The 22645-nt window shown below is 62.0% G+C and carries 28 protein-coding genes; 15 read left to right on the top strand and 13 right to left on the bottom strand.

Annotated elements, in window-relative coordinates; genetic code table 11:
* Positions 1 to 19: 19 nt before the first annotated feature.
* Positions 20 to 697, bottom strand: coding sequence for an ArsR/SmtB family transcription factor (locus NKJ32_RS08910; protein ID WP_031212133.1), 678 nt, complete (start codon positions 695 to 697; stop codon positions 20 to 22).
* 95 nt (positions 698 to 792) lie between these two features.
* On the opposite strand from NKJ32_RS08910, the gene NKJ32_RS08905 reads away from it, so the two are divergent.
* The 8 genes from NKJ32_RS08905 (at position 793) to NKJ32_RS08870 (ending at position 6928) form a co-directional block, all read left to right on the top strand.
* Positions 793 to 1287: a DUF2938 domain-containing protein gene (locus NKJ32_RS08905; protein WP_023678437.1), complete on the top strand. Its 495-nt coding sequence runs from the start codon at positions 793 to 795 to the stop codon at positions 1285 to 1287.
* A 244-nt stretch (positions 1288 to 1531) separates the two neighbouring features.
* A complete protein-coding gene (locus NKJ32_RS08900) occupies positions 1532 to 2176 on the top strand; it encodes a 50S ribosomal protein L25/general stress protein Ctc (RefSeq protein ID WP_352469743.1) in 645 nt (214 codons plus the stop codon).
* A 23-nt stretch (positions 2177 to 2199) separates the two neighbouring features.
* Complete coding sequence (pth, locus tag NKJ32_RS08895) at positions 2200 to 2925, top strand: aminoacyl-tRNA hydrolase (protein ID WP_352568009.1); 726 nt, start codon at positions 2200 to 2202, stop codon at positions 2923 to 2925.
* 3 nt (positions 2926 to 2928) lie between these two features.
* Complete coding sequence (locus NKJ32_RS08890) at positions 2929 to 3492, top strand: hypothetical protein (protein ID WP_352568010.1); 564 nt, start codon at positions 2929 to 2931, stop codon at positions 3490 to 3492.
* Positions 3493 to 3569: 77 nt separating this feature from the next.
* Positions 3570 to 4673 carry a redox-regulated ATPase YchF gene (gene ychF / locus NKJ32_RS08885; RefSeq protein WP_352827355.1) on the top strand — a complete coding sequence of 368 codons (1104 nt, stop codon included), beginning with the start codon at positions 3570 to 3572 and terminating at the stop codon, positions 4671 to 4673.
* 217 nt (positions 4674 to 4890) lie between these two features.
* Positions 4891 to 5865, top strand: a complete 975-nt coding sequence (corA, locus tag NKJ32_RS08880; protein WP_352508136.1) for a magnesium/cobalt transporter CorA — start codon at positions 4891 to 4893, stop codon at positions 5863 to 5865.
* Positions 5866 to 5999: 134 nt separating this feature from the next.
* On the top strand, positions 6000 to 6461 hold the full coding sequence (locus tag NKJ32_RS08875; RefSeq protein ID WP_352575772.1) for a MaoC family dehydratase: 462 nt from the start codon (positions 6000 to 6002) through the stop codon (positions 6459 to 6461).
* Positions 6458 to 6928 (top strand): MaoC family dehydratase, encoded by a 471-nt coding sequence (locus NKJ32_RS08870; RefSeq protein WP_023678444.1) that lies wholly within the window; start codon positions 6458 to 6460, stop codon positions 6926 to 6928. The genes NKJ32_RS08875 and NKJ32_RS08870 overlap by 4 nt, the downstream gene beginning before the upstream one ends.
* 43 nt (positions 6929 to 6971) lie before the next feature.
* On the opposite strand, the gene NKJ32_RS08865 is transcribed toward NKJ32_RS08870, so the two are convergent.
* The 4 genes from NKJ32_RS08865 to petA form a co-directional block, all read right to left on the bottom strand.
* Positions 6972 to 7517 carry an adenine phosphoribosyltransferase gene (locus NKJ32_RS08865; RefSeq protein ID WP_023679476.1) on the bottom strand — a complete coding sequence of 182 codons (546 nt, stop codon included), beginning with the start codon at positions 7515 to 7517 and terminating at the stop codon, positions 6972 to 6974.
* 213 nt (positions 7518 to 7730) lie between these two features.
* Positions 7731 to 8603: a cytochrome c1 gene (locus tag NKJ32_RS08860; protein ID WP_352586770.1), complete on the bottom strand. Its 873-nt coding sequence runs from the start codon at positions 8601 to 8603 to the stop codon at positions 7731 to 7733.
* A gap of 88 nt (positions 8604 to 8691) precedes the next feature.
* Positions 8692 to 9993 carry a cytochrome b gene (locus tag NKJ32_RS08855; RefSeq protein ID WP_352586768.1) on the bottom strand — a complete coding sequence of 434 codons (1302 nt, stop codon included), beginning with the start codon at positions 9991 to 9993 and terminating at the stop codon, positions 8692 to 8694.
* 16 nt (positions 9994 to 10009) lie between these two features.
* The gene (gene petA, locus NKJ32_RS08850; protein ID WP_023719206.1) at positions 10010 to 10570 is read right to left on the bottom strand and encodes a ubiquinol-cytochrome c reductase iron-sulfur subunit; all 561 of its coding nucleotides are present in this window, start codon (positions 10568 to 10570) and stop codon (positions 10010 to 10012) included.
* A gap of 281 nt (positions 10571 to 10851) precedes the next feature.
* On the opposite strand from petA, the gene NKJ32_RS08845 reads away from it, so the two are divergent.
* Positions 10852 to 11202, top strand: a complete 351-nt coding sequence (locus tag NKJ32_RS08845) for a cupin domain-containing protein (RefSeq protein ID WP_352690619.1) — start codon at positions 10852 to 10854, stop codon at positions 11200 to 11202.
* A 27-nt stretch (positions 11203 to 11229) separates the two neighbouring features.
* Here the strand turns inward: NKJ32_RS08845 and NKJ32_RS08840 are convergent, their stop codons facing one another.
* Genes NKJ32_RS08840 through NKJ32_RS08825 form a run of 4 tightly spaced genes read right to left on the bottom strand, consistent with a single transcriptional unit; the run spans position 11230 to position 15902 of the window.
* Positions 11230 to 11544 carry a DUF6665 family protein gene (locus NKJ32_RS08840; RefSeq protein WP_352586764.1) on the bottom strand — a complete coding sequence of 105 codons (315 nt, stop codon included), beginning with the start codon at positions 11542 to 11544 and terminating at the stop codon, positions 11230 to 11232.
* A 22-nt stretch (positions 11545 to 11566) separates the two neighbouring features.
* On the bottom strand, positions 11567 to 13447 hold the full coding sequence (locus tag NKJ32_RS08835) for an ABC transporter ATP-binding protein (protein WP_352568015.1): 1881 nt from the start codon (positions 13445 to 13447) through the stop codon (positions 11567 to 11569).
* Positions 13444 to 15333, bottom strand: coding sequence for an ABC transporter ATP-binding protein (locus NKJ32_RS08830; protein ID WP_352827351.1), 1890 nt, complete (start codon positions 15331 to 15333; stop codon positions 13444 to 13446). The genes NKJ32_RS08835 and NKJ32_RS08830 overlap by 4 nt, the downstream gene beginning before the upstream one ends.
* A 26-nt stretch (positions 15334 to 15359) precedes the next feature.
* Complete coding sequence (locus NKJ32_RS08825) at positions 15360 to 15902, bottom strand: hypothetical protein (RefSeq protein WP_031212588.1); 543 nt, start codon at positions 15900 to 15902, stop codon at positions 15360 to 15362.
* A 283-nt stretch (positions 15903 to 16185) separates the two neighbouring features.
* Between NKJ32_RS08825 and NKJ32_RS08820 the strand changes: the two genes are divergently transcribed.
* The 3 genes from NKJ32_RS08820 to NKJ32_RS08810 all read left to right on the top strand — a co-directional run bounded on the left by NKJ32_RS08820 (position 16186) and on the right by NKJ32_RS08810 (position 17728).
* The gene (locus tag NKJ32_RS08820) at positions 16186 to 16644 is read left to right on the top strand and encodes a tRNA (cytidine(34)-2'-O)-methyltransferase (RefSeq protein WP_023679484.1); all 459 of its coding nucleotides are present in this window, start codon (positions 16186 to 16188) and stop codon (positions 16642 to 16644) included.
* A gap of 170 nt (positions 16645 to 16814) precedes the next feature.
* Positions 16815 to 17258, top strand: coding sequence for a redox-sensitive transcriptional activator SoxR (soxR, locus tag NKJ32_RS08815; protein WP_023679485.1), 444 nt, complete (start codon positions 16815 to 16817; stop codon positions 17256 to 17258).
* Positions 17259 to 17377: 119 nt separating this feature from the next.
* Positions 17378 to 17728 (top strand): hypothetical protein, encoded by a 351-nt coding sequence (locus tag NKJ32_RS08810; protein ID WP_156937440.1) that lies wholly within the window; start codon positions 17378 to 17380, stop codon positions 17726 to 17728.
* A 36-nt stretch (positions 17729 to 17764) separates the two neighbouring features.
* Here NKJ32_RS08810 and NKJ32_RS08805 read toward each other — a convergent pair whose 3' ends face one another.
* Positions 17765 to 18022, bottom strand: coding sequence for a hypothetical protein (locus NKJ32_RS08805; protein ID WP_023679487.1), 258 nt, complete (start codon positions 18020 to 18022; stop codon positions 17765 to 17767).
* A 103-nt stretch (positions 18023 to 18125) separates the two neighbouring features.
* Here NKJ32_RS08805 and hemF point away from each other — a divergent pair, with 103 nt between their 5' ends.
* The 3 genes from hemF to NKJ32_RS08790 all read left to right on the top strand — a co-directional run bounded on the left by hemF (position 18126) and on the right by NKJ32_RS08790 (position 20024).
* The gene (hemF, locus tag NKJ32_RS08800) at positions 18126 to 19040 is read left to right on the top strand and encodes an oxygen-dependent coproporphyrinogen oxidase (RefSeq protein ID WP_352827348.1); all 915 of its coding nucleotides are present in this window, start codon (positions 18126 to 18128) and stop codon (positions 19038 to 19040) included.
* 257 nt (positions 19041 to 19297) lie between these two features.
* Complete coding sequence (locus NKJ32_RS08795; RefSeq protein WP_023679489.1) at positions 19298 to 19558, top strand: DUF1344 domain-containing protein; 261 nt, start codon at positions 19298 to 19300, stop codon at positions 19556 to 19558.
* Positions 19559 to 19838: 280 nt separating this feature from the next.
* On the top strand, positions 19839 to 20024 hold the full coding sequence (locus NKJ32_RS08790; RefSeq protein WP_023679490.1) for a DUF1059 domain-containing protein: 186 nt from the start codon (positions 19839 to 19841) through the stop codon (positions 20022 to 20024).
* A 3-nt stretch (positions 20025 to 20027) separates the two neighbouring features.
* Here NKJ32_RS08790 and NKJ32_RS08785 read toward each other — a convergent pair whose 3' ends face one another.
* From NKJ32_RS08785 to NKJ32_RS08775, 3 genes are read right to left on the bottom strand one after another with little or no spacing between them, the layout of a single operon-like run.
* Complete coding sequence (locus NKJ32_RS08785) at positions 20028 to 21296, bottom strand: CCA tRNA nucleotidyltransferase (RefSeq protein WP_352568017.1); 1269 nt, start codon at positions 21294 to 21296, stop codon at positions 20028 to 20030.
* On the bottom strand, positions 21293 to 21925 hold the full coding sequence (locus NKJ32_RS08780) for a CoA pyrophosphatase (protein ID WP_023679492.1): 633 nt from the start codon (positions 21923 to 21925) through the stop codon (positions 21293 to 21295). Before NKJ32_RS08780 ends, NKJ32_RS08785 begins: the two co-directional genes overlap by 4 nt.
* Before the next feature lie 13 nt (positions 21926 to 21938).
* Positions 21939 to 22568, bottom strand: coding sequence for a DUF1285 domain-containing protein (locus NKJ32_RS08775; RefSeq protein ID WP_023679493.1), 630 nt, complete (start codon positions 22566 to 22568; stop codon positions 21939 to 21941).
* Positions 22569 to 22645: the final 77 nt, after the last annotated feature.

The raw sequence follows: 22645 nt of genomic DNA, 5'->3' as shown, positions 1-22645 counted from the left end.
GACGCCGATTTGGCGGCCGTTAACCGCTTTCGTAATTCACGCCCTCTACCCCCAGGCCTGCAGCCGCCCAGTCGGGCAAGCCGCCTTCGAACCGGCGCGAGGCCCAGCCTCGTGCCCTGAGGATTGCCAAGGCGTCGGCCGACAGAACGCACTGGACTCCACGACAATAGGCGACAACGACCTTCTCCCGTGGGAGCGCCGCAAGCCGCTGCTCCAACTCGTCGGCGGGAATGTTGATCGCACCCGGCAAATGCCCCGCTACGAATTCGTTCTGCGGCCTGACATCGAGCAGCACGACTTCGTCGTTTCGCATGCGGCGCACGAGTTCCTCGCGCGAGATGTTTTCCAACCTGTCCGGCTGGCTGATCCTATCGTTGATAAACTCACGGATCTGCTGGCGTCTGTGGTTTGCAAGATTTCGCAGCGCCGCAAGCACGTTTTCGATTGGGCCATCTGCAAGCCGGTACAGAACGCGTTTTCCGTCTCGCCGGGTCTGCACCAAGCCCGCTCGCTTGAGGTGCTGAAGATGCTGCGACGTATTCGCTAACGCGATCCCGGAAAGTTGCGTCAGTTGTTCGACGGCCAGTTCGCCATCGGCAATGTGACGCAACAGAACCAGCCGGTGGGCATGCCCCAAGGTGCGGGCGAGATCCGCTATTTCGTCGAAGATTGGGTGGTGAACGTCCGCGCTTTTCATGTGACATGGCTAGCATCACTCAATCAATCAATCAATATGTTGAATGATTGATTCTTTCTGGCTAGTGTCTGACAGGTGAAACAGGAGATGCCAAAATGTTGGAGTTCGTTGTCCGTGCGGCCGTCATTGGAATCGGCGCGACAGCCCTGATGGATCTCTGGGGATGGTTTCTGAAGCGAATGTTCGCGATTCCACCGCTTGATTACGCCTGGGTCGGCCGCTGGATCGGGCACTTTCCACATGGACGTTTTGCACATGCGAATATCGCACAAGCTGCCCGCGTTCGCGGCGAAACCGCCATTGGATGGAGTGCGCATTACGCGACCGGCATCGTATTTGCCGCAGCGCTGATTGGAGTGTGGGGCCTCGACTGGGCACGGCACCCGACAGTGCTTCCGGCCCTGTTGATCGGCGTCTGCACCATCGTCGCCCCGTTCTTCGTGATGCAACCGGCTTTTGGGATCGGCATCGCGGCTTCGAAAGTTCCCAATCCGCGCACTGCGCGCCTGCGCAGCCTTATGGCCCATCTGTCTTTCGGGGTTGGGCTGTACGTTGCAGCATTGCTTTCGGCACTGCTACTTCCGGCCTGATGGGACACGGTCCATCCCTGGCGCCCTTCCGCCCGCTTGCACCTCGCGCCGCCTTCCGCTATAGAGCCGCCACCCGCGTAGACACCCTTGGAGGCAACGCGGCGGAAGGCCGCCTTCCCGCATGATCCCGAAAAGTGGATTCCGGTTTTCGGACCAGGTCATGCGTTAGCTATGTCGGCTTTCGACGTTTACGGCCCAGCCACGCTGACCGTGAGCGCTCCAGAACAACGCGAAAGGAAATGCCATGAGCCACGATACTTACGAGCTCAAGGCCGAAGCGCGCGAACAGGTCGGTAAGGGGTCCGCCCGTGCAGTTCGCCGCAACGGTAAAGTGCCTGCAGTGATTTACGGCGACAAGCAGCCTCCCCTGGCGATTGCGCTGACCTACAAGGACATCTACTACAAGATCCATGGCGGCGGGTTTCTGACCACGGTCGCCACGATCGATGTCGACGGCAACAAGATCCAGGTTCTGCCCAAGGATTTTCAGCTCGACCCGGTCAAGGATTTCCCTGTCCATGTCGATTTCCTGCGCATCGGCAAGGATACCGAAGTCAACGTCGATGTGCCCGTGCACTTCATCAATGAAGACAAGTCGCCCGGCATCAAGCGCGGCGGCGTGCTCAACATCGTGCGCCACGAGGTCGAGTTCCACTGCCCAGCCAATGCGATCCCGGATTTCATCACCGTCGATCTCACCGGTACCGATATCGGCGATTCCATCCACATTTCGGCCGTCACCTTGCCGGCCGGCGTCAAGCCGGTGATCTCCGACCGCGACTTCACCATCGCGACCATTGCCGGCTCCTCGGCGATGAAGCCGGAGGCTGCGGAAGAGACGACTGAAGCGGCTGCGCCCGAAGCGGCTCCTGCCGCCGAAGAGAAGTAACCCCTTCCCGCCCGGAGGCGACGATGCTTGTCTTTGCAGGCCTCGGCAATCCGGGCGCGAAATACGCCAACAACCGGCACAATGTCGGCTTCATGGCGGCGGACGCGATCGCCCGCCGCCATTCCTTTTCGCCCTGGTCGAAGAAATTCCAGGGTCTGATCGCCGAAGGCACGCTTGCCGGCGAAAAGGTGATCCTGATCAAGCCGCAGACCTTCATGAACCTGTCCGGCCAGTCGGTCGGCGAAGCCTTGCGCTTCTACAAGCTCGGCCCTTCGGCGCTGACTGTCTTTTATGACGAGATCGACCTTGCCGCCGGCAAGGTGCGGGTCAAGGTCGGTGGCGGTTCCGGCGGCCACAACGGCATCCGCTCGCTCGACCAGCACGTCGGCAAGGATTTTCGCCGTGTGCGCATCGGCGTCGGCCATCCCGGCGTCAAGGAAATGGTGCACGGCCATGTGCTTGGCGATTTCGCCAAGGGCGACCGCGAATGGCTGGACGTGCTGCTCGACGCAATCGCCGATGGTGCCGGATTGCTTGCCAAGGGCGACGACAATTCGTTCATGAACCGCGTGACGCTGGCGCTGCGCGACAAGCTCACGCCGACGGACGACGACGATCGCCCGCCGCCCAAGGCGCCAAAGGCGCAAAGCCACGTCCGCCAGGCGCGGCCGCAGCAGCCGGCGGCCAAGCTGCCCGAAACCGGCCCGATGGCGGCCATGCTGAAGAAGCTTTTTGGCGGCAAGGACTGAGCCATGGATCTGGATGACATTCAGGAATTGGTCCGTCTCATCAGACAGAAGTATGTTGATTATTTCGTCGCCGCTGCCGGCGAACTTGCTCGCAACAGCCAAGGATCGCATGCGACCGAAATCAAGTTTTCGAACGTCGATTCCTTCTATCGAAATTTCATCGCGGTTGATTTCGTCAGTAATGACGGACAGCCAAATCCGCAATTCATCAACAGCGATTCCTATGTGAAATTCTCTCCGGATATTCACGCCGGGATGGGTGGAATGGATGTCCTCATCTCACCTTTCAGGTGGGATGAGGCTCATTTTAAATTCCCTATAAATGAGCTCGACGGCGATCTCTTCGACGAATGGTTTCGCGGCTGGTTCGATATCGATGGCGAGCGTGAAACATCAGAGACCGTCGGAAACGTCATTCACAGTGCGCAATTGCTCGACGGGCAACTGACCATCGATTTCGGAACCGCTGAGGTCGACGCGTTCTGGCATCTTCTACAAATACTGAGCAGGTCCGGCGTTCGTTCGTTGGCGATAGGCACCGATGACATCGCGCAGCGTCTGAATTGAATTGCGCCTTGACGATCATCGGCGCTTTCGCCCATAGCCCTGCTCAAATTTCGATTTCCCGATAGGACCAGACAAAAATGGGTTTCAAATGCGGCATCGTTGGCTTGCCCAATGTCGGCAAGTCGACGCTCTTCAATGCGTTGACCAGGACGGCGGCGGCGCAGGCCGCCAATTATCCGTTCTGCACCATCGAACCGAATACCGGCGAGGTGGCGGTGCCCGACCCGCGCCTGCAGAAGATCGCCGCGATCGGCAAGTCGAAGGAGATCATCCCGACCCGCATCTCGTTCGTCGACATTGCCGGCCTGGTGCGTGGCGCCTCCAAAGGCGAAGGGCTTGGCAACCAATTCCTCGCCAACATCCGTGAGGTCGACGCCATCGTCCATGTGCTGCGCTGCTTCGAGCATGACGACGTCACCCATGTCGAGGGCCGCATCGATCCTGTCGCCGATGCCGAGACCGTCGAGACCGAATTGATGCTTGCCGACCTCGACAGCCTCGAGCGCCGTATCGTGCAGATCCGCAAGCGTGCCGCCGGCAAGGACAAGGAAGCAGCGACCGTACTTCCGATGATGGAAGCGGCGCTTGAACTGTTGCAGGCCGGCAAGCCCGCCCGCATCCTGCTCAACGGCATCTCGGCTGAGGATCTGCGCATCCTGCAGGGGCTGAATCTCTTGACCTCACACCCGGTGCTTTACGTCTGCAACGTCGCGGAAGCCGATGCCGCCACCGGCAACGCGCATACCAGGGCGGTCGAGAAGATGGCCGCCGCGCAAGGTGCCCGCACCGTTGTGATTTCCGCGGCGATCGAGGCCGAGGTCGCCCAGCTCTCGGACGAAGAGGAAATGGAATTCCTGGCAACGCTCGGTCTGGACGAACCCGGCCTGAACAAGGTCATCCGCGCCGGCTACGAGCTGCTCCAGCTCATCACCTACTTTACCGTTGGCCCCAAGGAGACACGCGCCTGGACCGTGCACAAGGGCGCCAAGGCGCCGCAGGCGGCAGGCGTCATCCACACCGATTTCGAGCGCGGCTTCATCCGCGCCCAGACCATCGCCTATGACGACTTCGTCAGGCTGGGCGGCGAAGTGGCGGCCAAGGAGGCCGGCAAGGCGCGCGACGAAGGCAAGGAGTATGTCGTCCAGGACGGCGACATCATGCTGTTCAAGTTCAACACCTGACCCGGCGAGGGAGCCCGATGGTCACCATTGCCGTCGCTCGATGACAAACTTCAAAGCAGGGTGTCGCAGTGCCTCTTGCGCTGCTTGACGGGCCATCGTGCGGGGTCTAAGGGGCCTCTGCACCGGCCTCGCGCCTCGCCTGCCCGTGTCCGTGCGATGTGACTGACGCGCCCCCTCCAAACGAACGCTCTTTGGCAACAGCAAGGGAGACCCGGCGATGATCAAGGCCTTCGTCGTCGACAATGATCGCCTGCGCCTGGTCGACGATCTCTTGCAAAACAGCGACACTGTCGTCTGGGTCGACCTCTTCAACCCGACAAAGGAAGAAGAGACTTCAATCGAGACCTGGCTCGGCGTCGCCGTTCCGACCCGCGAAGAGATGGAAGAGATCGAGATCTCGAGCCGTCTCTACGTCGAGGACGGCGCCTACTTCATGACCGCCATTCTGCCTGCGCAGACCGAGGTGAACGATCCGTTGATGTCGCCGGTTACCTTCGTGCTCGCCGGCAGCAGGCTGATCACCGTGCGGTACCACGAACCGAAGGCGTTCAAGACCTTTCCGCTGCGCGCCGAAAAGGTGGCGACCGGTTGCACCAGCGGTGACACCATCCTGATCGGACTGCTGGAGGCGATCGTCGACCGCCTCGCCGACATTCTGGAGCGCGCCGGCCGCGACGTCGAGGCGATCTCGCGCGACATCTTCGAGGCACGCTCGACCAAGGTTTCCAAGCGCAACCGCGACTTCCAGGAGCTGTTGAAAGGCATTGGCCGCAAGGAGGACCTCGCCTCCTCGATCCGCGACAGCCTGATCTCGCTGCAGCGCCTTGCCGGCTTTCTCGCCCATGCCTCCACGCAAAGCAGGATGAGCAAGGACACCCGCGCTCGCATCAAGACCTTGTCGCGCGACGTGCTGTCGCTCGCCGACCACGCCACGTTCCTGTCGCAGAAGATCAGCTTCCTGCTCGACGCGACGCTCGGCATGATCTCGATCGAGCAGAACGCCATCATCAAGATCTTCTCCGTCGCCGCTGTCATCTTCCTGCCGCCGACGCTTGTCGCTTCGATCTACGGCATGAATTTCGACATCATCCCTGAGCTCAAATGGCACTTTGGCTATCCCTTCGCCATCGGCATGATGGTGCTTTCGGCAATCCTGCCCTTCTGGTATTTCCGCCGCCGCGGCTGGCTATAGGGTCGTCAATACCGCGCTGCGGCTTGGGCGCAGCGGGCTGGCGCAATAGAAATTGCTTGACCAAATGCCACGCTGCCTGCATCCGGGACCCGGACCCGTAGCGATCGTACAATCCTGAACAGGATTTCCAGACCATGACCGCAAAGACCTGGGCTTATGAGGATTTTATCGAGGGCGCTTCGCTCGACCTCGGCACCAAGCTGGTAAGTGCCGCCGAAATCATAGAATTCGCCGGTGAATTCGATGCCCAGCCGATGCATCTCGACGAGGCCGCGGGCCAGGCCAGCATTCTCGGCGGGCTGGCGGCTTCGGGCTGGCACACCTGCGCCATGTTCATGCGCATGCTGTGCGATGCCTTCCTGCTCGACTCGACCTCGCAGGGCGCGCCGGGCGTCGACCAGGTCAAATGGAAACGGCCAGTCCTGGCCGGCGACCTGTTGACCGGCAGCACCACCGTCCTTGCCAAGCGACTGTCCAGATCGAAGCCCAGGCTTGGCCTGGTGACCATGCGCAGCGAGTTGTTCAACCAGCGCGGCGAAGGTGTTTTCGAGCTCGAAAACACCGTCATGTTCCTCACCCGCGAGGGCCGTGCGTGAGCCTCGACGAATTCTTCTGCATCGGTATCACCGTCACGCTCGGTTCACATCGATTCGAACCGGAGGCGATCAAGGCGTTCGCCCGCAAATACGACCCGCAGATATTCCATATCGACGAAGAGGCGGCGAGGAACAGCATATTCGGCGGGCTCTGCGCCTCGGGCTGGCACACCGCCGCCACCTGGATGAAATTGAACCTCGAGGCTGGCATAGAGGCAGAGGTCGCCCGCTGGCCCGGTCCTGGGCCGGTGCCGGAATTCGGCCCCTCGCCCGGCTTCAAGAACCTCAAATGGCCCAAACCTGTCTATGCCGGGGAAACCGTGACTTTCACCCGCACCGCGCTGGCCCATCGCCCCATTGCCTCGCGACCGGGCTGGCGGCTGCTGACGCTCCGCTCGGAGGCCTTCGATTCGACCGGCGACAAGGTCATCGAATTCGAAAGTGCCGTGCTGGTGAAGGTGGAATGAGCGGAGTTCTTTCCCTCTCCCACAGGGGAGAAGGAAGAAACGCTCAATGCCCCTCAAACCCGATCAGCGTCCTCACCGGTACGCCGAGCGCCTCTAACCTCTCTCGGCCGCCAAGGTCCGGCAGGTCGATGACGAAGCAGGCGGCGAGGATATCGGCGCCGATCTGCCGCAATAGCTTGACGGCCGCCTCGGCCGTGCCGCCGGTGGCGATCAAATCGTCGACGAGGATTACCTTCTCGCCTGGAGAAACACCGTCCTTGTGCATCTCCATCTCGTCCAGCCCGTATTCCAGGCTGTAGGCGACGCGCACCGTCTCGTAAGGCAACTTGCCCTTCTTGCGGATCGGCACGAAGCCGGCCGAGAGCTGGTGGGCGATGGCGCCGCCGAGGATGAAGCCGCGCGCCTCGATGCCGGCGATCTTGTCGATCTTGAGGCCGGCATAGGGATGCACCAGCTCGTCGATGGCGCGGCGGAAGGCCCGCGCATTGCCGAGCAGCGTGGTGATGTCGCGAAACAGGACCCCCGGCTTGGGATAATCCGGAATGGTGCGGATCGCGGCAAGCAGCGTCTCTTCGAGCGAGGATTTCATCAAGCGGCTCTCCGGGCCTTTCAGATTCGGCTGAAGACGTGAAGGGAATTGGCCAATCGTAACCCGGTGCAGCTAAGTCCGGCTACCGCCATGTGACGCCTGACGGAAAATTGTCCGGCAAAGGGCGTGCTCAGCGACGGCTGCAATGAATCGAAATGCCTGCAATGAAAAGGGCGCCTTTCGACGCCCTCCCGGTCTCGTGTGTTGCAGGGCTCAGTGCGCTACGCCGGCCCACACCTTGCGCTTGGTCAGGTAGACCAGCGCACCGAACAGCAGCAGGAAGGCCAGCACGCGAAAGCCGGTCTTCTTGCGATCCTCGAGGTGTGGCTCGGCCGCCCACATCAGGAAGGCCGACACGTCGCGCGAATACTGGTCGACCGTCTGCGGCGCGCCGTCATCATAGGTTACCTGGCCGTCAGAGAGCGGCTTCGGCATCTTCAGCGACACGCCGGACAGGAAGTACGGATTGTAATGCGTGCCTTCCGGTATGACCATGCCCGCCGGCGGCTGCTGGTCGTAGCCGGTCAGCAGCGAGTGGATGTAGTCGGGACCGCCCTGGGCATATTGCGTGAAGATGTCGAAGACGAAGCGCGGGAAGCCGCGTTCGACGCCGCGCGCCTTGGCCAGCAGCGACATGTCGGGCGGTGCTGCGCCGCCATTGGCCGCCGCCGCCGCTTCCGCATTGGGGAACGGCGCCGGGAAATGGTCGGACGGCTTGCCGGGGCGATCGAACATGTCGCCGGCATCGTTCGGGCCGTCGTGGATCGTGTATTCGGCCGCCAGCGTCTTGATCTGCGCATCCGAATAGCCAAGGCCTTCCAGCGTGCGGAACGCCACCAAATTCATCGAATGACAGGCTGAGCAGACTTCCTTGTAGACCTTCAGCCCGCGCTGCAGCTGGGCCTTGTCGTAGGTGCCGAACGGCCCGGCGAAGCTCCAGTCCATTTCCTTTGGTTCGTGTATCGGGAAATGCGTCGGCGCCGCCTCGTTGTGCGCCTCTTCCTGGGCGCGCGCTCCAGTGCCTGTGGCCCCAATGCCAGCGGCCACAAGGCCAAGCAGCGCCAGCGAGGTGAGAATCTTCTTCATGCAAATCCCCTTGAGATTCTCTGACGCGCTGTCATCGTCTCGAGCATGATCTTGTCCGAAAACCGGTTTCCACTTTTCGGGATCATGCTCAGCCTTTGGTTTCCGGCGCGGCCGTGGCGCCGGCAGGATGTCCACCGCCACCCTTGTTCTTCCCGAGCACCGCCTCGGTAATCGAATTCGGCAGCCGCCGCGGCGTCTCGATCAGCCCAAGTACCGGCAGCGCTACCAGGAAGAAGGCGAAGTAGAACAGCGTCGCCATCTGCGCCATGAACACATAGCTGCCCTCGGCCGGCTGCGAGCCCAGCCAGCCGAGCAGGATGGCGTCGGCCACGAACAGCCAGAAGAACAGCTTGTACCAGGGCCGGTAGACTGCCGAGCGCACCTTCGAGGTGTCGAGCCACGGCACCAGGAACAGCATGACAATCGCGCCGAACATGCAGAGCACGCCGCCGAGCTTGGAGTTGATGGGCCCGATATTGAAGGTGATAGCGCGCAGGATCGCGTAGAACGGCAGGAAGTACCATTCCGGCACAATGTGGGCCGGCGTCTTCAGGGGGTTGGCAACGGTGTAATTGTCCGGATGGCCGAGATAGTTCGGCAGATAAAAGACGAAATAGGCGAAGACGAACAGGAACACGATCATGCCGAACCCATCCTTGATGGTCGCGTAAGGCGTGAAGGCGAGCGTGTCGGTCTTCGATTTGACCTCGATGCCGGTCGGATTGTTCTGGCCGACGACGTGAAGCGCCCAGATGTGCAGCACGACGACGCCGGCGATCATGAACGGCAGCAGGTAATGCAGCGCAAAGAAGCGGTTCAGCGTCGGATTGTCGACCGCGAAGCCGCCGAGCAAAAGTTGCTGGATCCAGTCGCCGACCAGCGGGATCGCCGTGAAGAAGCCGGTGATGACGGTGGCGCCCCAGAAGCTCATCTGGCCCCAGGGCAGCACATAGCCCATGAACCCGGTCGCCATCATCAAGAGGTAGATGATGCAGCCGAGGATCCACAGCAGCTCGCGCGGCGCCTTGTAGGAGCCGTAGTAGAGGCCACGGAAAATATGGATGTAGACGGCGACGAAGAAGAACGACGCGCCGTTCGAATGCAGGTAGCGCAGCAGCCAGCCCGAATTGACGTCGCGCATGATCTTCTCGACCGAATCGAAGGCGAGAGTGCTGTCGGCCGCGTAGTGCATGGCCAGCACGATACCGGTCAGGATCTGCGCCGCCAGCATGAGCGCGAGAATGCCGCCGAAGGTCCAGGCGTAATTCAAATTGCGCGGCACCGGATAGGCGATGAAGCTGTCATAGACCAGCCGCGGCAGCGGCATGCGCGAATCGAACCAGCGTCCGATGCCGGTCTTGGGCGTATAGGTCGAGTGTCCCTCGCTCATGGAAATATCCCTTGCCTCAGCCGATACGGATCTTGGTGTCGGAAATGAACTGGAACACCGGCACCGCCATGTTCTCGGGCGCCGGCCCCTTCCGGATGCGGCCGGCGGTATCGTATACGGAACCGTGGCACGGGCAGAACCAGCCGCCGAAATCGCCTTCCTGGCCGAGCGGGATGCAGCCGAGATGGGTGCAGACCTGGACCATCACCATCCAGGCTTCCTTGCCCGGCGTGGTGCGGTTGGCGTCGGTTGCCGGGGCGTCGGCCGGCAAATTGGCGTTGCGGGCGATTGGATCCTTGAGCTCGGCGAGATTGACCGCCTCGCCGTCCTTCATCTCTTGCTCGGTGCGGTTGCGCACGACCACCGGCTTGCCCCGCCACTTCACAACGAGCGACATTCCTGGCGTCAGCGAAGATACGTCGACCTCAACCGAGGCAAGGGCCAGCGTCGAGGCATCCGGACGCATCTGATCGATGAACGGCCAAGCGACAGCGCCCGCGCCGACCACCGCCGCCATGCCAGTGGCGACGTAGAGAAAATCACGACGGTTGGGATCCTGGGTGTCGGTTGCGCTCACGGGTGCCTGATCCTTTCGCCTTTTCCGTGCCGGCGGCCGAGCCTTGTTCCCCGCTCAATCGCGCCGGCCCGACTGCGCATGGCGAACAGGCTAGCGAATTCCTCCGGCATTTGGGACTTGGGTTTATGCGTGAAGCCTGTTTTTGTCCAGACGGGTGAAGGCACAAGGGCAGATTGTCGCGGGGGCGTAATTCGCACGGCGGAACGATTGGAAAACAGCAGCAAAACCAACTGGCTGCGTTCGCCTCGACAGCTGGCGCTGGCCCGGTTTATCCTCGGCCTATGGCGCATGTCATAGATCGCGACAAATGGGCCGAAGCGCCCGACCGCTGGCCCGACCACTGGCAGGGCGGGCTGCAAGGCGGAGCTTACGGCTCCCGCAGCTGCCTGATCTTCAACTACCTGCCCGAGATCGGCGGCGGCCCCAGGCTGCACAGCCATCCCTATTGCGAGATTTTTATCATCCGGACCGGGACCGGTCTGTTCACCGTCGGCGACCGGCAGATCGAGGCCACAGCCGGCCAGATCCTGGTCGTACCGCCGAACACGCCGCACAAATTCACCAATCCAGGCCCGCTGGAAACCACCGACATACACGAGAACGGCAGCTTCATCACCGAGTGGCTGGAATAGCGCCTCCCAAACCGATTTCGGTTCGGATCATGCGCTGGCGCCGAGCCTGGCCAGCACGGCCTTGGGAATATTGTATTCCCGGATCACCGCGTCGTGCTTGCGCAGGCCGCAGAGTTCGCGCTGGATGAAATAGCTGTGCACCGCTTCGGCTGCATCCCTGAGCAGCCGGGCTCGATCGTCGCTGTCGCCATTCTCGCGCAGCCTCGTCAATGTTTCCTCGACGCGCCGGCCGGCGCGGCCGAGCGCGGCCGCCTTCTCGCCGAGGATTTCATGGCCAAGCAGGTCCAACGCGCTCTCCTGCGCGCCGGACCGTCCGAAATTCGATGGCATTCTCACCGCCATGGTCTACTCCGGTTTTTAGAAACTACTCCGCCGGCCGGGTCTCGGCCAGCGCGCTCTCCTCGTTGAACAGGAAGCCGCCGGACTGCCGCTTCCACAGCCTGGCATAGAGCCCGTCGAGCCCGACCAGCTCGTCATGCGTGCCTTGCTCGACGATGCGGCCCTCGTCGAGCACCACCAGCCGGTCGAGTGCCGCAATGGTCGACAGCCGATGCGCGATGGCGATGACCGTCTTGCCTTCCATCAGCCTTGCCAGATTTTCCTGGATCGCCGCCTCGATGTCGGAATCGAGCGCCGAGGTCGCCTCATCGAGCACCAGGATCGGTGCATCCTTGAGGAAGACGCGGGCGATCGCCACGCGCTGGCGCTGGCCGCCGGAGAGCTTGACGCCGCGCTCGCCGACATAGGCCTCGTAGCCGATACGATCGCGATTGTCGCGCAGACCGAGGATGAACTCGTGCGCCTCGGCCTTCTTCGCTGCCGCGACCACCTCGGCGTCGGTCGCTTCCGGCATGCCGAGCTTGATGTTGTCGCGCAGCGAGCGGTGGAAAAGTGCCGTATCCTGGCTGACGACGCCGATATTGGCGCGCAGCGAATTCTGCGTGACCCTGGAGACGTCCTGCCCGTCAATGGTGATCTTGCCGCTCTCGAGGTCGTAGAGGCGCAGGATCAGATTGACCAAGGTCGTCTTGCCGGCGCCGGACGGGCCGACCAGGCCGACCTTTTCGCCCGGCCGCACGACGAGGTCGATGCCGTCGAGCACGCCGGACCCCTTGCCGTAGTGGAACTCGACATTGCTGACGTCGATACGCCCGCCGCCGACGACAATCTCTTTCGCGTCCGGCGCATCAATCAGGCCGAGCGGCTGTGAGATCAGCGCCTTGGAGTTTTCCAGCACGCCGAGGTTCCGCAAGATGCCGTTGAGCTGCATCATCAGCCGGCCGAGCAGCATGTTCAGCCGCAGCACCAAAGACAGCGTGAAAGCCACGGCGCCGACTGTGATCGAACCCTCGACCCAGAGATAAACGGCAAAGCAGGCGATCGCCGTGATCATAATGCCCGACAGCATCGTCAGTGCCATGCGCACGCCGGTCAGCCTGCGGGTGAACGGGCGCAGCGCGTCGAGATAGATGTCGAAGCCGTTCCTGATGTAGCGGTCGTCGCCATCGGCCGAGAACAGTTTCAGCGTCTGGACGTTCGAATAGGAATCGACAAGGCGGCCGGTGATCATCGAGCCGGCTTCGGCGGTGGCTTCGGCATGCTTGCGGATCGCCGGCAAATAGCGCCTGGCCAGCAAGCCGAAGGCGGTAATCCAGATCACCACCAGCACCGCCAGCCGGAGATCGAGCCCGGCGACCAGCGCCAGCGTCGTTACCGTATAGACGACCATGAACCAGACGACCTCGATGAAGCTTTCCATCAGATCGCCGGTCGCCTGTCCCGCCTGCCAGACCTTGGTCGCGATACGTCCGGCAAAGTCGTTCTGGAAGAAGGCGTAGGATTGGCGCGAGACATGGCGATGCGCCTGCCAGCGCACCAGATTATAGAAACCCGGCGTGATCGTCTGCTCGTCGACCAGCGCCGACAGGCCGACGACGATGGTGCGGATGACCAGCACCACCGCGATCATGAAGACAAGTTCCGGGCCGGCGGCAGTCCACAACGCGTGCCAGCTGCGTTCGCCGGGAAGCTGGTCGAGGATGTCGACCAGCCGCCCGACGAAATAGAACAGTCCGGCTTCGACTAACGGCGCGATGCCGCCGATCAGCAGCATGGCGAAGAAGGCGATCTTCGCCTGCCCGACATAATGCCAGAGGAAACCCCTGACGCCGGCAGGTGGCCGAAGGTCCGCAGGCTCCCGGAATGGATAGACCCAGTTCTCGAACCAGCGGTAGATGGCAGTCATTCGGCGGCTTCACCCTTGACGAGTGCATCGTTGGCGGCTGCATCGTTGGCAGAGGGGCCGTCGTCGAGCAGGAAGCCGCCCGACTGGCGCTGCCAGAGCTGGGCGTAGAGCCCGCCGCTGGCAACCAGTTCCTCATGCGAACCTTCCTCGATGACGCGGCCCTTGTCCATGACGACGAGCCGGTCCATGGCGGCGATCGTCGACAGCCGGTGCGCAATGGCGATGACGGTCTTGCCTTGCATCAGTCTGTAGAGGTTCTCCTGGATGGCCGCCTCGGCCTCGGAATCTAGGGCGGAGGTCGCTTCGTCGAGGATAAGGATTGGTGCGTCCTTCAGCATAACACGGGCTATGGCGATGCGTTGCCGCTGGCCGCCGGACAATTTGACGCCGCGATCACCGACATGCGCGTCGAAACCCTTTCGACCGTTAGAATCCGACAATCCGGCGATGAAATCCAGCGCCTCGGCGCGCCGCGCCGCCTCGATCAGCATCTGGTCACTGGCGTCCGGCCGGCCATAGAGGATATTCTCGCGCACCGAGCGATGCAGCAGCGAGGTGTCCTGCGTGACCATGCCGATCTGGGCGCGCAGCGAGTCCTGCGTCACCGCCGCAATGTCCTGGCCGTCGATCAGGACCTTGCCGCTTTCGAGGTCATAGAAGCGCAACAGAAGATTGACCAGCGTCGACTTGCCGGCACCCGAACGGCCGACGATGCCGACCTTCTGGCCCGGCTTCACCGTCAGCGACAGGCTTTCGATCACGCCCCTCTGCTTGCCATAGTGGAAGCGGATGTCCTCAAAACGGATCTCGCCCTTGGTCACGGCGATATCCTTGGCGCCAGGCCGGTCTTCGACGAGGCGCGGCAGCGAGATCGAGGCGATGCCGTCCTGCACCGTGCCGATATTCTCGAACAGCGTGGACATCTCCCACATGATCCATTGCGACATGCCCCAGAGCCGAAGCACGAGGCCGATGACCAGGGCGACGGCGCCGATCGTCACGGCTTGGCCGAGCCACAGCCATAGCGAGATTGCGGTGACCGAAAACAACAGCAGCGAATTTAGGACGTAGAGCAGGCCGTAGAGCTGTGTCACCAGCCGCATCGACCGGTAGACTGTATCGAGAAAGCCGGCCATACCGTCCTTGGCGAAGGATGCCTCGCGCCGCGCATGCGAGAACAGCTTGACCGTCTGGATGTTGGAGTAGCTGTCGACGACACGGCCGGTCATGGTTGAGCGCGCATTGGCCTGCTCCTCGCCGACCTTGCCCAGCCGCGGGATGAAATAGCGCAACAGCAGGACATATCCGGCAAGCCAGACGGCAAGCGGCGCAGCCAGCCGCCAGTCTGCCGAGCCGACAATGAACAGCATGCCGAGAAAATAGACGACGATATAGTTGAGCACATCGATGAGCTTGATGACGCACTCGCGCACCGCGAGCGCGGTCTGCATCAGCTTGGTCGCGATCCGCCCGGCAAACTCGTCCTGATAGAAGCTCATCGACTGCTTGAGCAGGTAACGATGCACCTGCCAGCGGATACGCATCGGATAATTACCCATCAGCGTCTGCTGGTTGAGCAGCGAATGGAACCAGACCGTCGCCGGCAGCGCGAAAACCACGATGAAGGCCATGCCGACCAGCTTCAAGCCTTCGGTCTGCAGGAACGTCTCGCGATTCTGTCCGGACAGCCAGTCGACGATCCGGCCCATGAAGCCGAACATCCACACCTCGGCAAGGGCGATGGCCGTCACCAGTACCGCATCGAGAGCGATGTAGGGCCACGCGCCGCGCGTATAATGCACGCAGAAGGCGATCAGTGTCCGCGGCGGCTCGACCGGCTCCTTGGCAGGGAACGGATCGAGCCTTTTTTCAAACCAGCTAAACATAGAGATGCTCACAATACTGTTTCCGCTCACGCGGCACGCGAACGGACGAGGTGCCCAGACCGCATGGCGTCAAGGACCGGCGATACGGAATCGTCCGCCTCGCCGGTCCTGCTTCGCGCTATATAGGTTGTCGCGGGCCTTTCGCCGACAGTCTCGTTTGACGATGCTGACGACGTTTTGACGATCCGGATTTTCGCGCTGGTTTTTGCACCAGGCCGGATCAGCCTGATGATCCGGCGCACCAGCGACGGCCGGCTATAGTCCGGAACGGCGCGCGAGAAATCGACGTCCGGCAGCATGCCGCGATGCGGACGCCGGCGGGTCTCGGCGTGAACCGCCGACGAGTAGGTCTCGCCGATCAAAAGCGCCCAGGTCGCAGTCTTGCGCTCGTGCAGGCTTCTTGAGCCGGGTATTCTACATGGATCGAACATCGGTCCGTCCTCCAGTTGAAGATGCAGGTAGAAGGGTGAACCAACCCAGGCCGCGGGCACGCGCGGCGCGGCAAAGGTGGCATCGGTCGAAGCGTGTTCAGGTGGGGCGTTCAGCCCCTTCCACAGCTTGAAAAACATCGCAGGATTCCTTCAAAGGCCGAAAAAGGTTTCGGCGGGAATCGGTGCGATTGAAGTCTAGAAGGTCAGGAGAATCGTCGTACCGAAACCGCCGTCGGGCTGGTAAGCCCACGAGAGGGGTGGTGGATGTGCATGGCCATCATGAATTACCCCTCCATCGGTTCGGGTTGACAATGCTGGCCGTATAACCGACTTCGCAGAAAATGACCACCCGCCAGTCCAGGAATTTCCAAAACCGCGAGAGCTCTGTGGCTGATCTGCCACTTATTAGAAAGACGCGGAAATGAACGACCGTCTCCGCATCGCGCTCTATCAGCCTGATATCGCCGGCAACACCGGGACAATCCTGCGCTTCGCCGCTTGCCTCGGTCTCGGCGTCGACATCATCGAACCGGCGGGCTTCCCGCTCGGTGACCGGGCGCTGAAACGGGCCGGCATGGACTACCTCGAAATGGCGGCGCTGACCCGCCATGTCGACTGGCACGCCTTCGAGGACTGGCGCAAGCTTGCCATGCGGCGGCTGGTGCTGCTGTCGACCAAAGCAGCTGCCGCCTACACGGATTTCGCTTTTGCCGGCGACGACATTCTCTTGTTCGGCCGTGAATCCGCAGGCGTGCCGGACGCCGTTCACGAGGCGGCGGATGCGCGACTGATCATCCCGATGCAGCCCGGCGCGCGCAGCATCAACGTCGCGCTTTCCGTTGCAATGGTGGCGGCCGAGGCGATCCGGCAGCTCCGCTAGGATGTGTACGCGATCGCCGGCCGCAGCGACCAAGGCGTCATCCTCACGCAACACTGCGTCCTCTCCGGTCATTCTCATCCAGACGCCCATCGCCTTCTCCTGCCGTTTGCATCTTCGAGGCTTCTTCGCTACAAGCTCAACTTAACTTGAGGTCAAGCGGAAAATCGGAGATGGCTGCGGCAACGGAATTAACAGTCGGCCAGGTGGCGATGCGCAGCGGCGTGGCGGTGTCGGCGCTGCATTTCTACGAAGCACGCGGGCTGATCCGCAGCCACCGCACATCAGGCAACCAGCGGCGTTACGGCCGCGACGTGCTGCGACGGGTGGCGATCATCAAGGTAGCGCAGGAGGTCGGCATTTCGCTGGCCGAGATCGGCACAGCCCTTCGATCATTGCCTGAAGGCCGGACGCCGACGCGCGAGGATTGGAACCTGCTTTCGACGGCTTGGCGCGACGACCTCGACCAGAAAATTAGTCAGCTCAAGAAGCTGCGCGACGGGCTGAGCGACTGCATCGGCTGCGGCTGCATGTCGATCGACAAATGTCCGCTGCGGAATAAGAACGACAGGCTGGCAAGGGACGGCGCGGGCGCCCGCAGGCTGGTCGTGCGTTGAAGCCATGACGGTCTGGACGGGTTCAGCGAACTTATCCTGTCCGTTAGTCACTATACAGTCTTGTGAAGGTCATGTGCCCGTGCTTGATACGCCCCTGCAACTAACCTTGGGGGGCAGAATTGAAATTTGCATACAAGACTTACGCCGCGTTGCTTGGCGCCATTGTGTTGGCTGGATGCATGCCGAGCGAAGGTGAATGGAATACGGCAAGGACTTTGGTTCAGGGCAGTCCTGCCATGTATAAGAAAGTGCTTACGGAATGCATCAGGCATTCGGAGCAATCGCCTCTCAGTTCGAAGCAGGAAGCTGGCAAGATCATGAATGTCAGCGCAGCCGCGGCGCCACGTGTCTGGTGCGGAAGAACCGTGCGGGCCTTCGCGAATGGGCGCCTGACGTATGCCGAGATGAAACGAGCGCATCTTGGAACGGGCGACAGAAGCGTGTTTATCAAGATCGTTCAGGGCAGATGAACTAGCCCTGATACGTTCAGCCTCGAGACCGGAGCGTTAATCCGCCGCCGGCAGCCGCCTGATGGTGAATTCGATGACGTCGCCCGGCCGCTCGAACCAGCTTTCGATCTCGGTCCAATAGGCCTGCTTAGGAAAGCGCTCGAACCATTCCTTCGCCTTGAGACGAGCGTCCGAGCGCGGCAGCACGAAGGTCTCGCGCAGGAAGCCGTCGCGCGGCATGCGCGCGTTCTCGGCGCGCGAACGGTCGAGCCTCTTCTTCAGGCCATCCAGCGGCGGTCTTGCCGGGGTGCGCACGAAAGAACTCCATTCACACTTGACCCTTGCACCCAAGAGATTAGGGATCGCGGCCGGAAAAGACGAGTCATTTGTCGGGCGCGCCCGCAACCGGAGACAGGATTTGCAACGACCCGAGATACCGGCGGGGCTGCCAGCCGACATCGAACAGAAGAAGACGAAGGCACGGCTGTGGTTCGAGACGTTGCGCGAGCGCATCTGTGCCAGCTTCGAGCAGATCGAGCAGGACCTGCAGGGGCCGCAGGCCAGCTGGTCGCCCGGCCGCTTCGAAAAGACGCCGTGGCAACGCGATGCCGGCAAGGGCGGCGGCGGTATCATGTCGATGATGCACGGCCGCGTCTTCGAGAAGGTCGGCGTCCACACCTCGACCGTCCACGGCGAGTTCTCGCCCGAATTCAGGAAGCAGATGCCGGGCGCCGAAGAGGACCCCTCCTTCTGGGCAAGCGGCATTTCGCTGATCGCCCATCCGTGGAACCCCAACGTGCCGGCCGTGCATATGAACACGCGCATGGTCGTCACCTCGCGCCAGTGGTTCGGCGGCGGCGCCGACCTGACACCGGTGCTCGACCGCCGCCGCAGCCAGGACGACCCCGACACGATCGCCTTCCACAGAGCGATGCAATTTGCCTGCGAGAAGAACGCGGCGATCGCCGACTACGTGAAATTCAAAGCCTGGTGCGACCAGTACTTCTACCTGCCGCACCGCGACGAGCCACGCGGTACCGGCGGTATCTTCTTCGACTGGCTGCATTCGGATGAGGACAATGGCGGCTGGGACGCCGATTTCAACTTCGTCCAGGACGTCGGGCGATCTTTTCTCGTCGTCTACGGACATCTGGTGCGCGCCAACTTCAATGACAACTGGACCGATGGCGACCGTGACGAGCAGCTCATCCGCCGCGGCCGTTATGTCGAATTCAACTTGCTTCACGATCGCGGCACCATCTTCGGGCTGAAGACCGGCGGCAATGTCGCCTCGATCCTGTCCAGCCTGCCGCCAGAAGCGAAATGGCCGTAAAATCTCGGTGAGCACGACGTGAGCCGCAATCGGGTCCAAATCCCCAGAATTTGACGGCGAATGTGGCGCAAGGCGCGCCAGAAAATATCTTTTTCGTCTAATATACCATTGTAAAGATTGGGCTATTTGTCGCGTCGGGCCGGGAAACGCCGGCGGTTCTTTACTCCCGAGAGCCGCGACCCGACGTGACCGGACGGCCCATGATTGAATGGGGCACCTTTCCCAAGCGGTGCCCGCATTTTCCAGGAGAGCATGCCATGCGCAAGCTTATTATGACCGCAGCCGCCGCTGCCGTTCTCGCCTCTGGTACTGCCGCATTCGCTGCGGTCAAGCACACCACCGGCACGATCAAAAGCTTTGATGGAACGGCGATGAGCCTAGTTCTGGATAACGGAGCCACCTTTACGTTGCCCCAGACCTTCAAGGATCCTGGCCTGAAGGTCGGCGAAAAGGTCCGCGTCACGTGGGATATGAGCGGCAAGGATAAAATTGCCGAGGCAGTCAAGATCGTGAAGTGATGTCCTGCCCGCTGGAGCAAGACGAGGTCTTACTCCTGGGTAGCGTAAGAGGGCGGAGCAGCGATGCTCCGCCTTTTCGCAACCCGATCACTAGAGGGCCGCGTGTCGGCTTGGACGCACGGCACTCTAAGGCAACCAAAACCGTTCGATCGTGTTATGCTAAGCTGGCCAGCGTGTAGCCCGGATACCGGACGCGGTTTCCGGATCGCGCAGTCAAAGGTCTGGAGCTTCCGTGTCATTGCGCGGCGCGGCGCTCCAAGGAGGAAATGAGGAGAAGCCGATGAAGGAATTCCATTGCGGGTCGCTCGTACCCGGCTGCGAGTGGCACACACGCGCCGAGGAGGAGGCTGAGGTCATGCGCCGTGCCGTCGAGCATCTGCGCGAGACGCACGGCGAGACGGTGATCCGCGAGACGATGATCGAGGCGATCCGCTCGCGCATCGAAAAGGTCCGCGACGCAGCGTGACAGTCAGGATTCGAGTGCCTCCGCGGCGCGCTTGAGCAGCGCGCCGCGATCAAGCGCAAAACCGGACTCGACCCATTCCTTTTCGAGATTCTTCAACGTTGCACCAAGCTTCGGCCCCGGTGATGCGCCAAGCGTCGTCAGATCGGCGCCCTTGACCGGAAAAACAGGGTTTTGCCATTTTGCAGCGAAGGCAAGCAGGCGCGAGAAGCCGCCGGCTTCGAGCAGTGCGTCATTGTCCTCGATCGCGCGGGCTCGAGCGGAAGCGAGCAACAGCCGCAACCGATCGACAAAGCCTTGGCGGTCGCCAAAATAGAGCCTTTTCGCCAACTCTCCTTCGGTCGTTTTCGGATCGACGGCAGCTGTGATCGCCCAATTCCGCAGCCGGCTTGCTTCGCTCACGGAAAGCCTCAATCTCTCGGCAAGCGTTTTCATGCGCGCGGCATCCGGCGGCACGATGGCTTCCAGCCTGAGCAGCGGGTCCGGCGCCCAGGCCAGATCCTTCTCGGTCTTGGTCAGCCCGTGGATGGCATCGATGCCCCATTTCTCGCTTTCCGGCAAAACGGCGGTCAGAACGCCGGCCTGGCGCATCCACAGCAGCGCCCGCGACGGATCCGGCGCCGACAGCAATTTCTTCAATTCCCACCAGACGCGCTCGACCGAAAGCTGGTCGAGCCCCTGCTTCAGCCGGGCACAAGCCTTCAACCCTTCGGCATCCGGCCTGCCGTCGCCATACCATGCGAAGAAACGGAAGAAACGCAGGATGCGCAGATAATCCTCGCGGATACGCGCTTCCGGATCGCCGATGAATCGCAGCCTCCGCGCTTCGATATCGGCGATACCGCCGACCAGATCGACGACCGTTCCATCGGCCTCGGCATAGAGTGCATTGATAGTGAAATCACGCCGCTCAGCGTCGGCTTTCCAGTCGCGGCCGAACGACACTTTGGCGCGCCGGCCGTCGGTTTCGATATCGGCACGGAGCGTGGTGACCTCATAGGCCTTGCCGTGGCCGACCGCGGTGACTGTGCCATGCTCGATGCCGGTCGGTACCGTCTTGAAGCCTGCCGCCTCGGCGCGCCGGATGGTTTCCTCGGGCACCGTGGTGGTGGCGATGTCGATGTCGGCGACCGGCTGGCCGATGAGCGCGTTGCGCACCGCACCGCCGGCGATACGCGCCTCCTCGCCGCCATCAGTCAGAGCGGCGAGCAGGCGCTGCAGGTGGTGTTCGCCGAGCCACCCGGCCTTGCCCGCGATCGATACTGGATCGCTCACGAATAGAGCCTTTCATAAAGCGTACGGATGATGCCCGCGGTGACGCCCCAGATGCGCTGGCCGCCATAGGGCATCTCGTAATAGAACCATTCGAGGTCGTTCCACATGCGACTGTCTCTGGTGTGGTTGGCGGGGTCCATCAGAAAGCCCAGCGGCACCTCGAAGACGGCATCGACTTCGTCGGAATTCAGCGTCAGGCTGAAACCGGGCCGTACAATCCCGAGCACCGGGGCGATGCGATAGCCGCTGCCGGAAACGTAGTCCGGCAGACGGCCGATGATCTCGATGTAATCACTATCGAGACCGATCTCCTCGGATGTCTCGCGCAACGCCGCCGTTTCCGGGCTCGCATCGGTTGGATCGATGGTACCACCGGGGAAAGCCACCTGCCCCGAATGGTTGCGCAGCTTTTCCGCCCGCCTGGTCAAAAGGACCGTGGCTTCATGGCCATGATCGACCACCGGGATGAGCACGGCGGCATCGCGCAGCGCCTTGGCCAGCTTCAGCCTGGGATGGCCCGGATTGAAGCGGTGGTCGCCAAAATCGTCGCCGGCATGCGCCAGCGGCTGTGCCGCGACGCGCTGGCGAAACCCGGCAGCGGAAAACGGCAACGGCATCACCTGATCCATCATAGGCGGTCCATCATGCGCTCAGCCGTTTCAGTTTCTCAGCCGGCATGATTGGATAGACCTCGCCTTTGGAACGGACGGCAAACATCGTCTTGCCACCGATGTCGATCTCTTCGCCGTGCTCGACCAATTCGTACATCACCGGCCGTGCCACCAGCGCCTCCAGCCGCCCGCGCACCAGCACATAAGGCTTCAGGCCACCTGTCTCGTCCTCATCGACGAAGCGCAGCGGGTGTCCCGCCCCAGCCTCTACCACGTCGCCGACATTGGTGCGAAAGGTGACGATTTGTCCGTCGCCGGCGCCCGACACGTCCATCTCGACGGCAATGAAGGGCGCGTCGGCGACGCGGATGCCGACCTTTTCCACCGGCGTCACCAGGTAGGTTCTACCGTCCGCGTCCTTGCGCAGCACTGAGGAAAAAAGCTGCACCAGCGGCATCCGGCCGATCGGCGTTCCCAGATAGAACCAGGTGCCGTCCTGCTTGATTTCCATGTCGAGATCGCCGCAAAATGCCGGATTCCAGCGTTCCACCGGCGCCGGCCCCTTGCCAGCGCGCGTCGCGCGCGAGACCAGCGCCTCCAGCCCGCGCGCCTCGGTCGCGGCCGTCAGCCTCTCTTCACGATGGTCGGCGGCTTCCGTCATGGTCACGAAATAGTCACTGTTGTTCCGCTTGTCAGCCTAAGTCTGTGATTTAAGTTCATTGCAGGCGCCATGCGAGG

This window comes from Mesorhizobium sp. M0159 (genome assembly GCF_040322295.1).
In the GTDB taxonomy this organism is placed as follows: Bacteria; Pseudomonadota; Alphaproteobacteria; order Rhizobiales; family Rhizobiaceae; genus Mesorhizobium.
The sequence above is the reverse complement of the archived record's forward strand: the minus strand, read 5'-3'. Positions and strand labels throughout refer to the sequence as shown.

Coding starts and splice junctions, on each gene's coding strand:
- NKJ32_RS08780 (WP_023679492.1), bottom strand. CDS start 21,925: ATGGATCAGGTGATGCCGTTGCCGTTTTCCGCTGCCGGGTTTCGCCAG.
- NKJ32_RS08855 (WP_352586768.1), bottom strand. CDS start 9,993: ATGAGCGAGGGACACTCGACCTATACGCCCAAGACCGGCATCGGACGC.
- soxR (WP_023679485.1), top strand. CDS start 16,815: ATGGCTGCGGCAACGGAATTAACAGTCGGCCAGGTGGCGATGCGCAGC.
- NKJ32_RS08875 (WP_352575772.1), top strand. CDS start 6,000: ATGACCGCAAAGACCTGGGCTTATGAGGATTTTATCGAGGGCGCTTCG.
- NKJ32_RS08825 (WP_031212588.1), bottom strand. CDS start 15,902: ATGTTTTTCAAGCTGTGGAAGGGGCTGAACGCCCCACCTGAACACGCT.
- pth (WP_352568009.1), top strand. CDS start 2,200: ATGCTTGTCTTTGCAGGCCTCGGCAATCCGGGCGCGAAATACGCCAAC.
- NKJ32_RS08830 (WP_352827351.1), bottom strand. CDS start 15,333: ATGTTTAGCTGGTTTGAAAAAAGGCTCGATCCGTTCCCTGCCAAGGAG.
- ychF (WP_352827355.1), top strand. CDS start 3,570: ATGGGTTTCAAATGCGGCATCGTTGGCTTGCCCAATGTCGGCAAGTCG.
- NKJ32_RS08905 (WP_023678437.1), top strand. CDS start 793: ATGTTGGAGTTCGTTGTCCGTGCGGCCGTCATTGGAATCGGCGCGACA.
- NKJ32_RS08795 (WP_023679489.1), top strand. CDS start 19,298: ATGCGCAAGCTTATTATGACCGCAGCCGCCGCTGCCGTTCTCGCCTCT.
- NKJ32_RS08860 (WP_352586770.1), bottom strand. CDS start 8,603: ATGAAGAAGATTCTCACCTCGCTGGCGCTGCTTGGCCTTGTGGCCGCT.
- NKJ32_RS08865 (WP_023679476.1), bottom strand. CDS start 7,517: ATGAAATCCTCGCTCGAAGAGACGCTGCTTGCCGCGATCCGCACCATT.
- NKJ32_RS08835 (WP_352568015.1), bottom strand. CDS start 13,447: ATGACTGCCATCTACCGCTGGTTCGAGAACTGGGTCTATCCATTCCGG.
- NKJ32_RS08910 (WP_031212133.1), bottom strand. CDS start 697: ATGAAAAGCGCGGACGTTCACCACCCAATCTTCGACGAAATAGCGGAT.
- NKJ32_RS08790 (WP_023679490.1), top strand. CDS start 19,839: ATGAAGGAATTCCATTGCGGGTCGCTCGTACCCGGCTGCGAGTGGCAC.
- NKJ32_RS08900 (WP_352469743.1), top strand. CDS start 1,532: ATGAGCCACGATACTTACGAGCTCAAGGCCGAAGCGCGCGAACAGGTC.
- corA (WP_352508136.1), top strand. CDS start 4,891: ATGATCAAGGCCTTCGTCGTCGACAATGATCGCCTGCGCCTGGTCGAC.
- NKJ32_RS08840 (WP_352586764.1), bottom strand. CDS start 11,544: ATGGCGGTGAGAATGCCATCGAATTTCGGACGGTCCGGCGCGCAGGAG.
- NKJ32_RS08890 (WP_352568010.1), top strand. CDS start 2,929: ATGGATCTGGATGACATTCAGGAATTGGTCCGTCTCATCAGACAGAAG.
- NKJ32_RS08845 (WP_352690619.1), top strand. CDS start 10,852: ATGGCGCATGTCATAGATCGCGACAAATGGGCCGAAGCGCCCGACCGC.
- NKJ32_RS08820 (WP_023679484.1), top strand. CDS start 16,186: ATGAACGACCGTCTCCGCATCGCGCTCTATCAGCCTGATATCGCCGGC.
- NKJ32_RS08775 (WP_023679493.1), bottom strand. CDS start 22,568: ATGACGGAAGCCGCCGACCATCGTGAAGAGAGGCTGACGGCCGCGACC.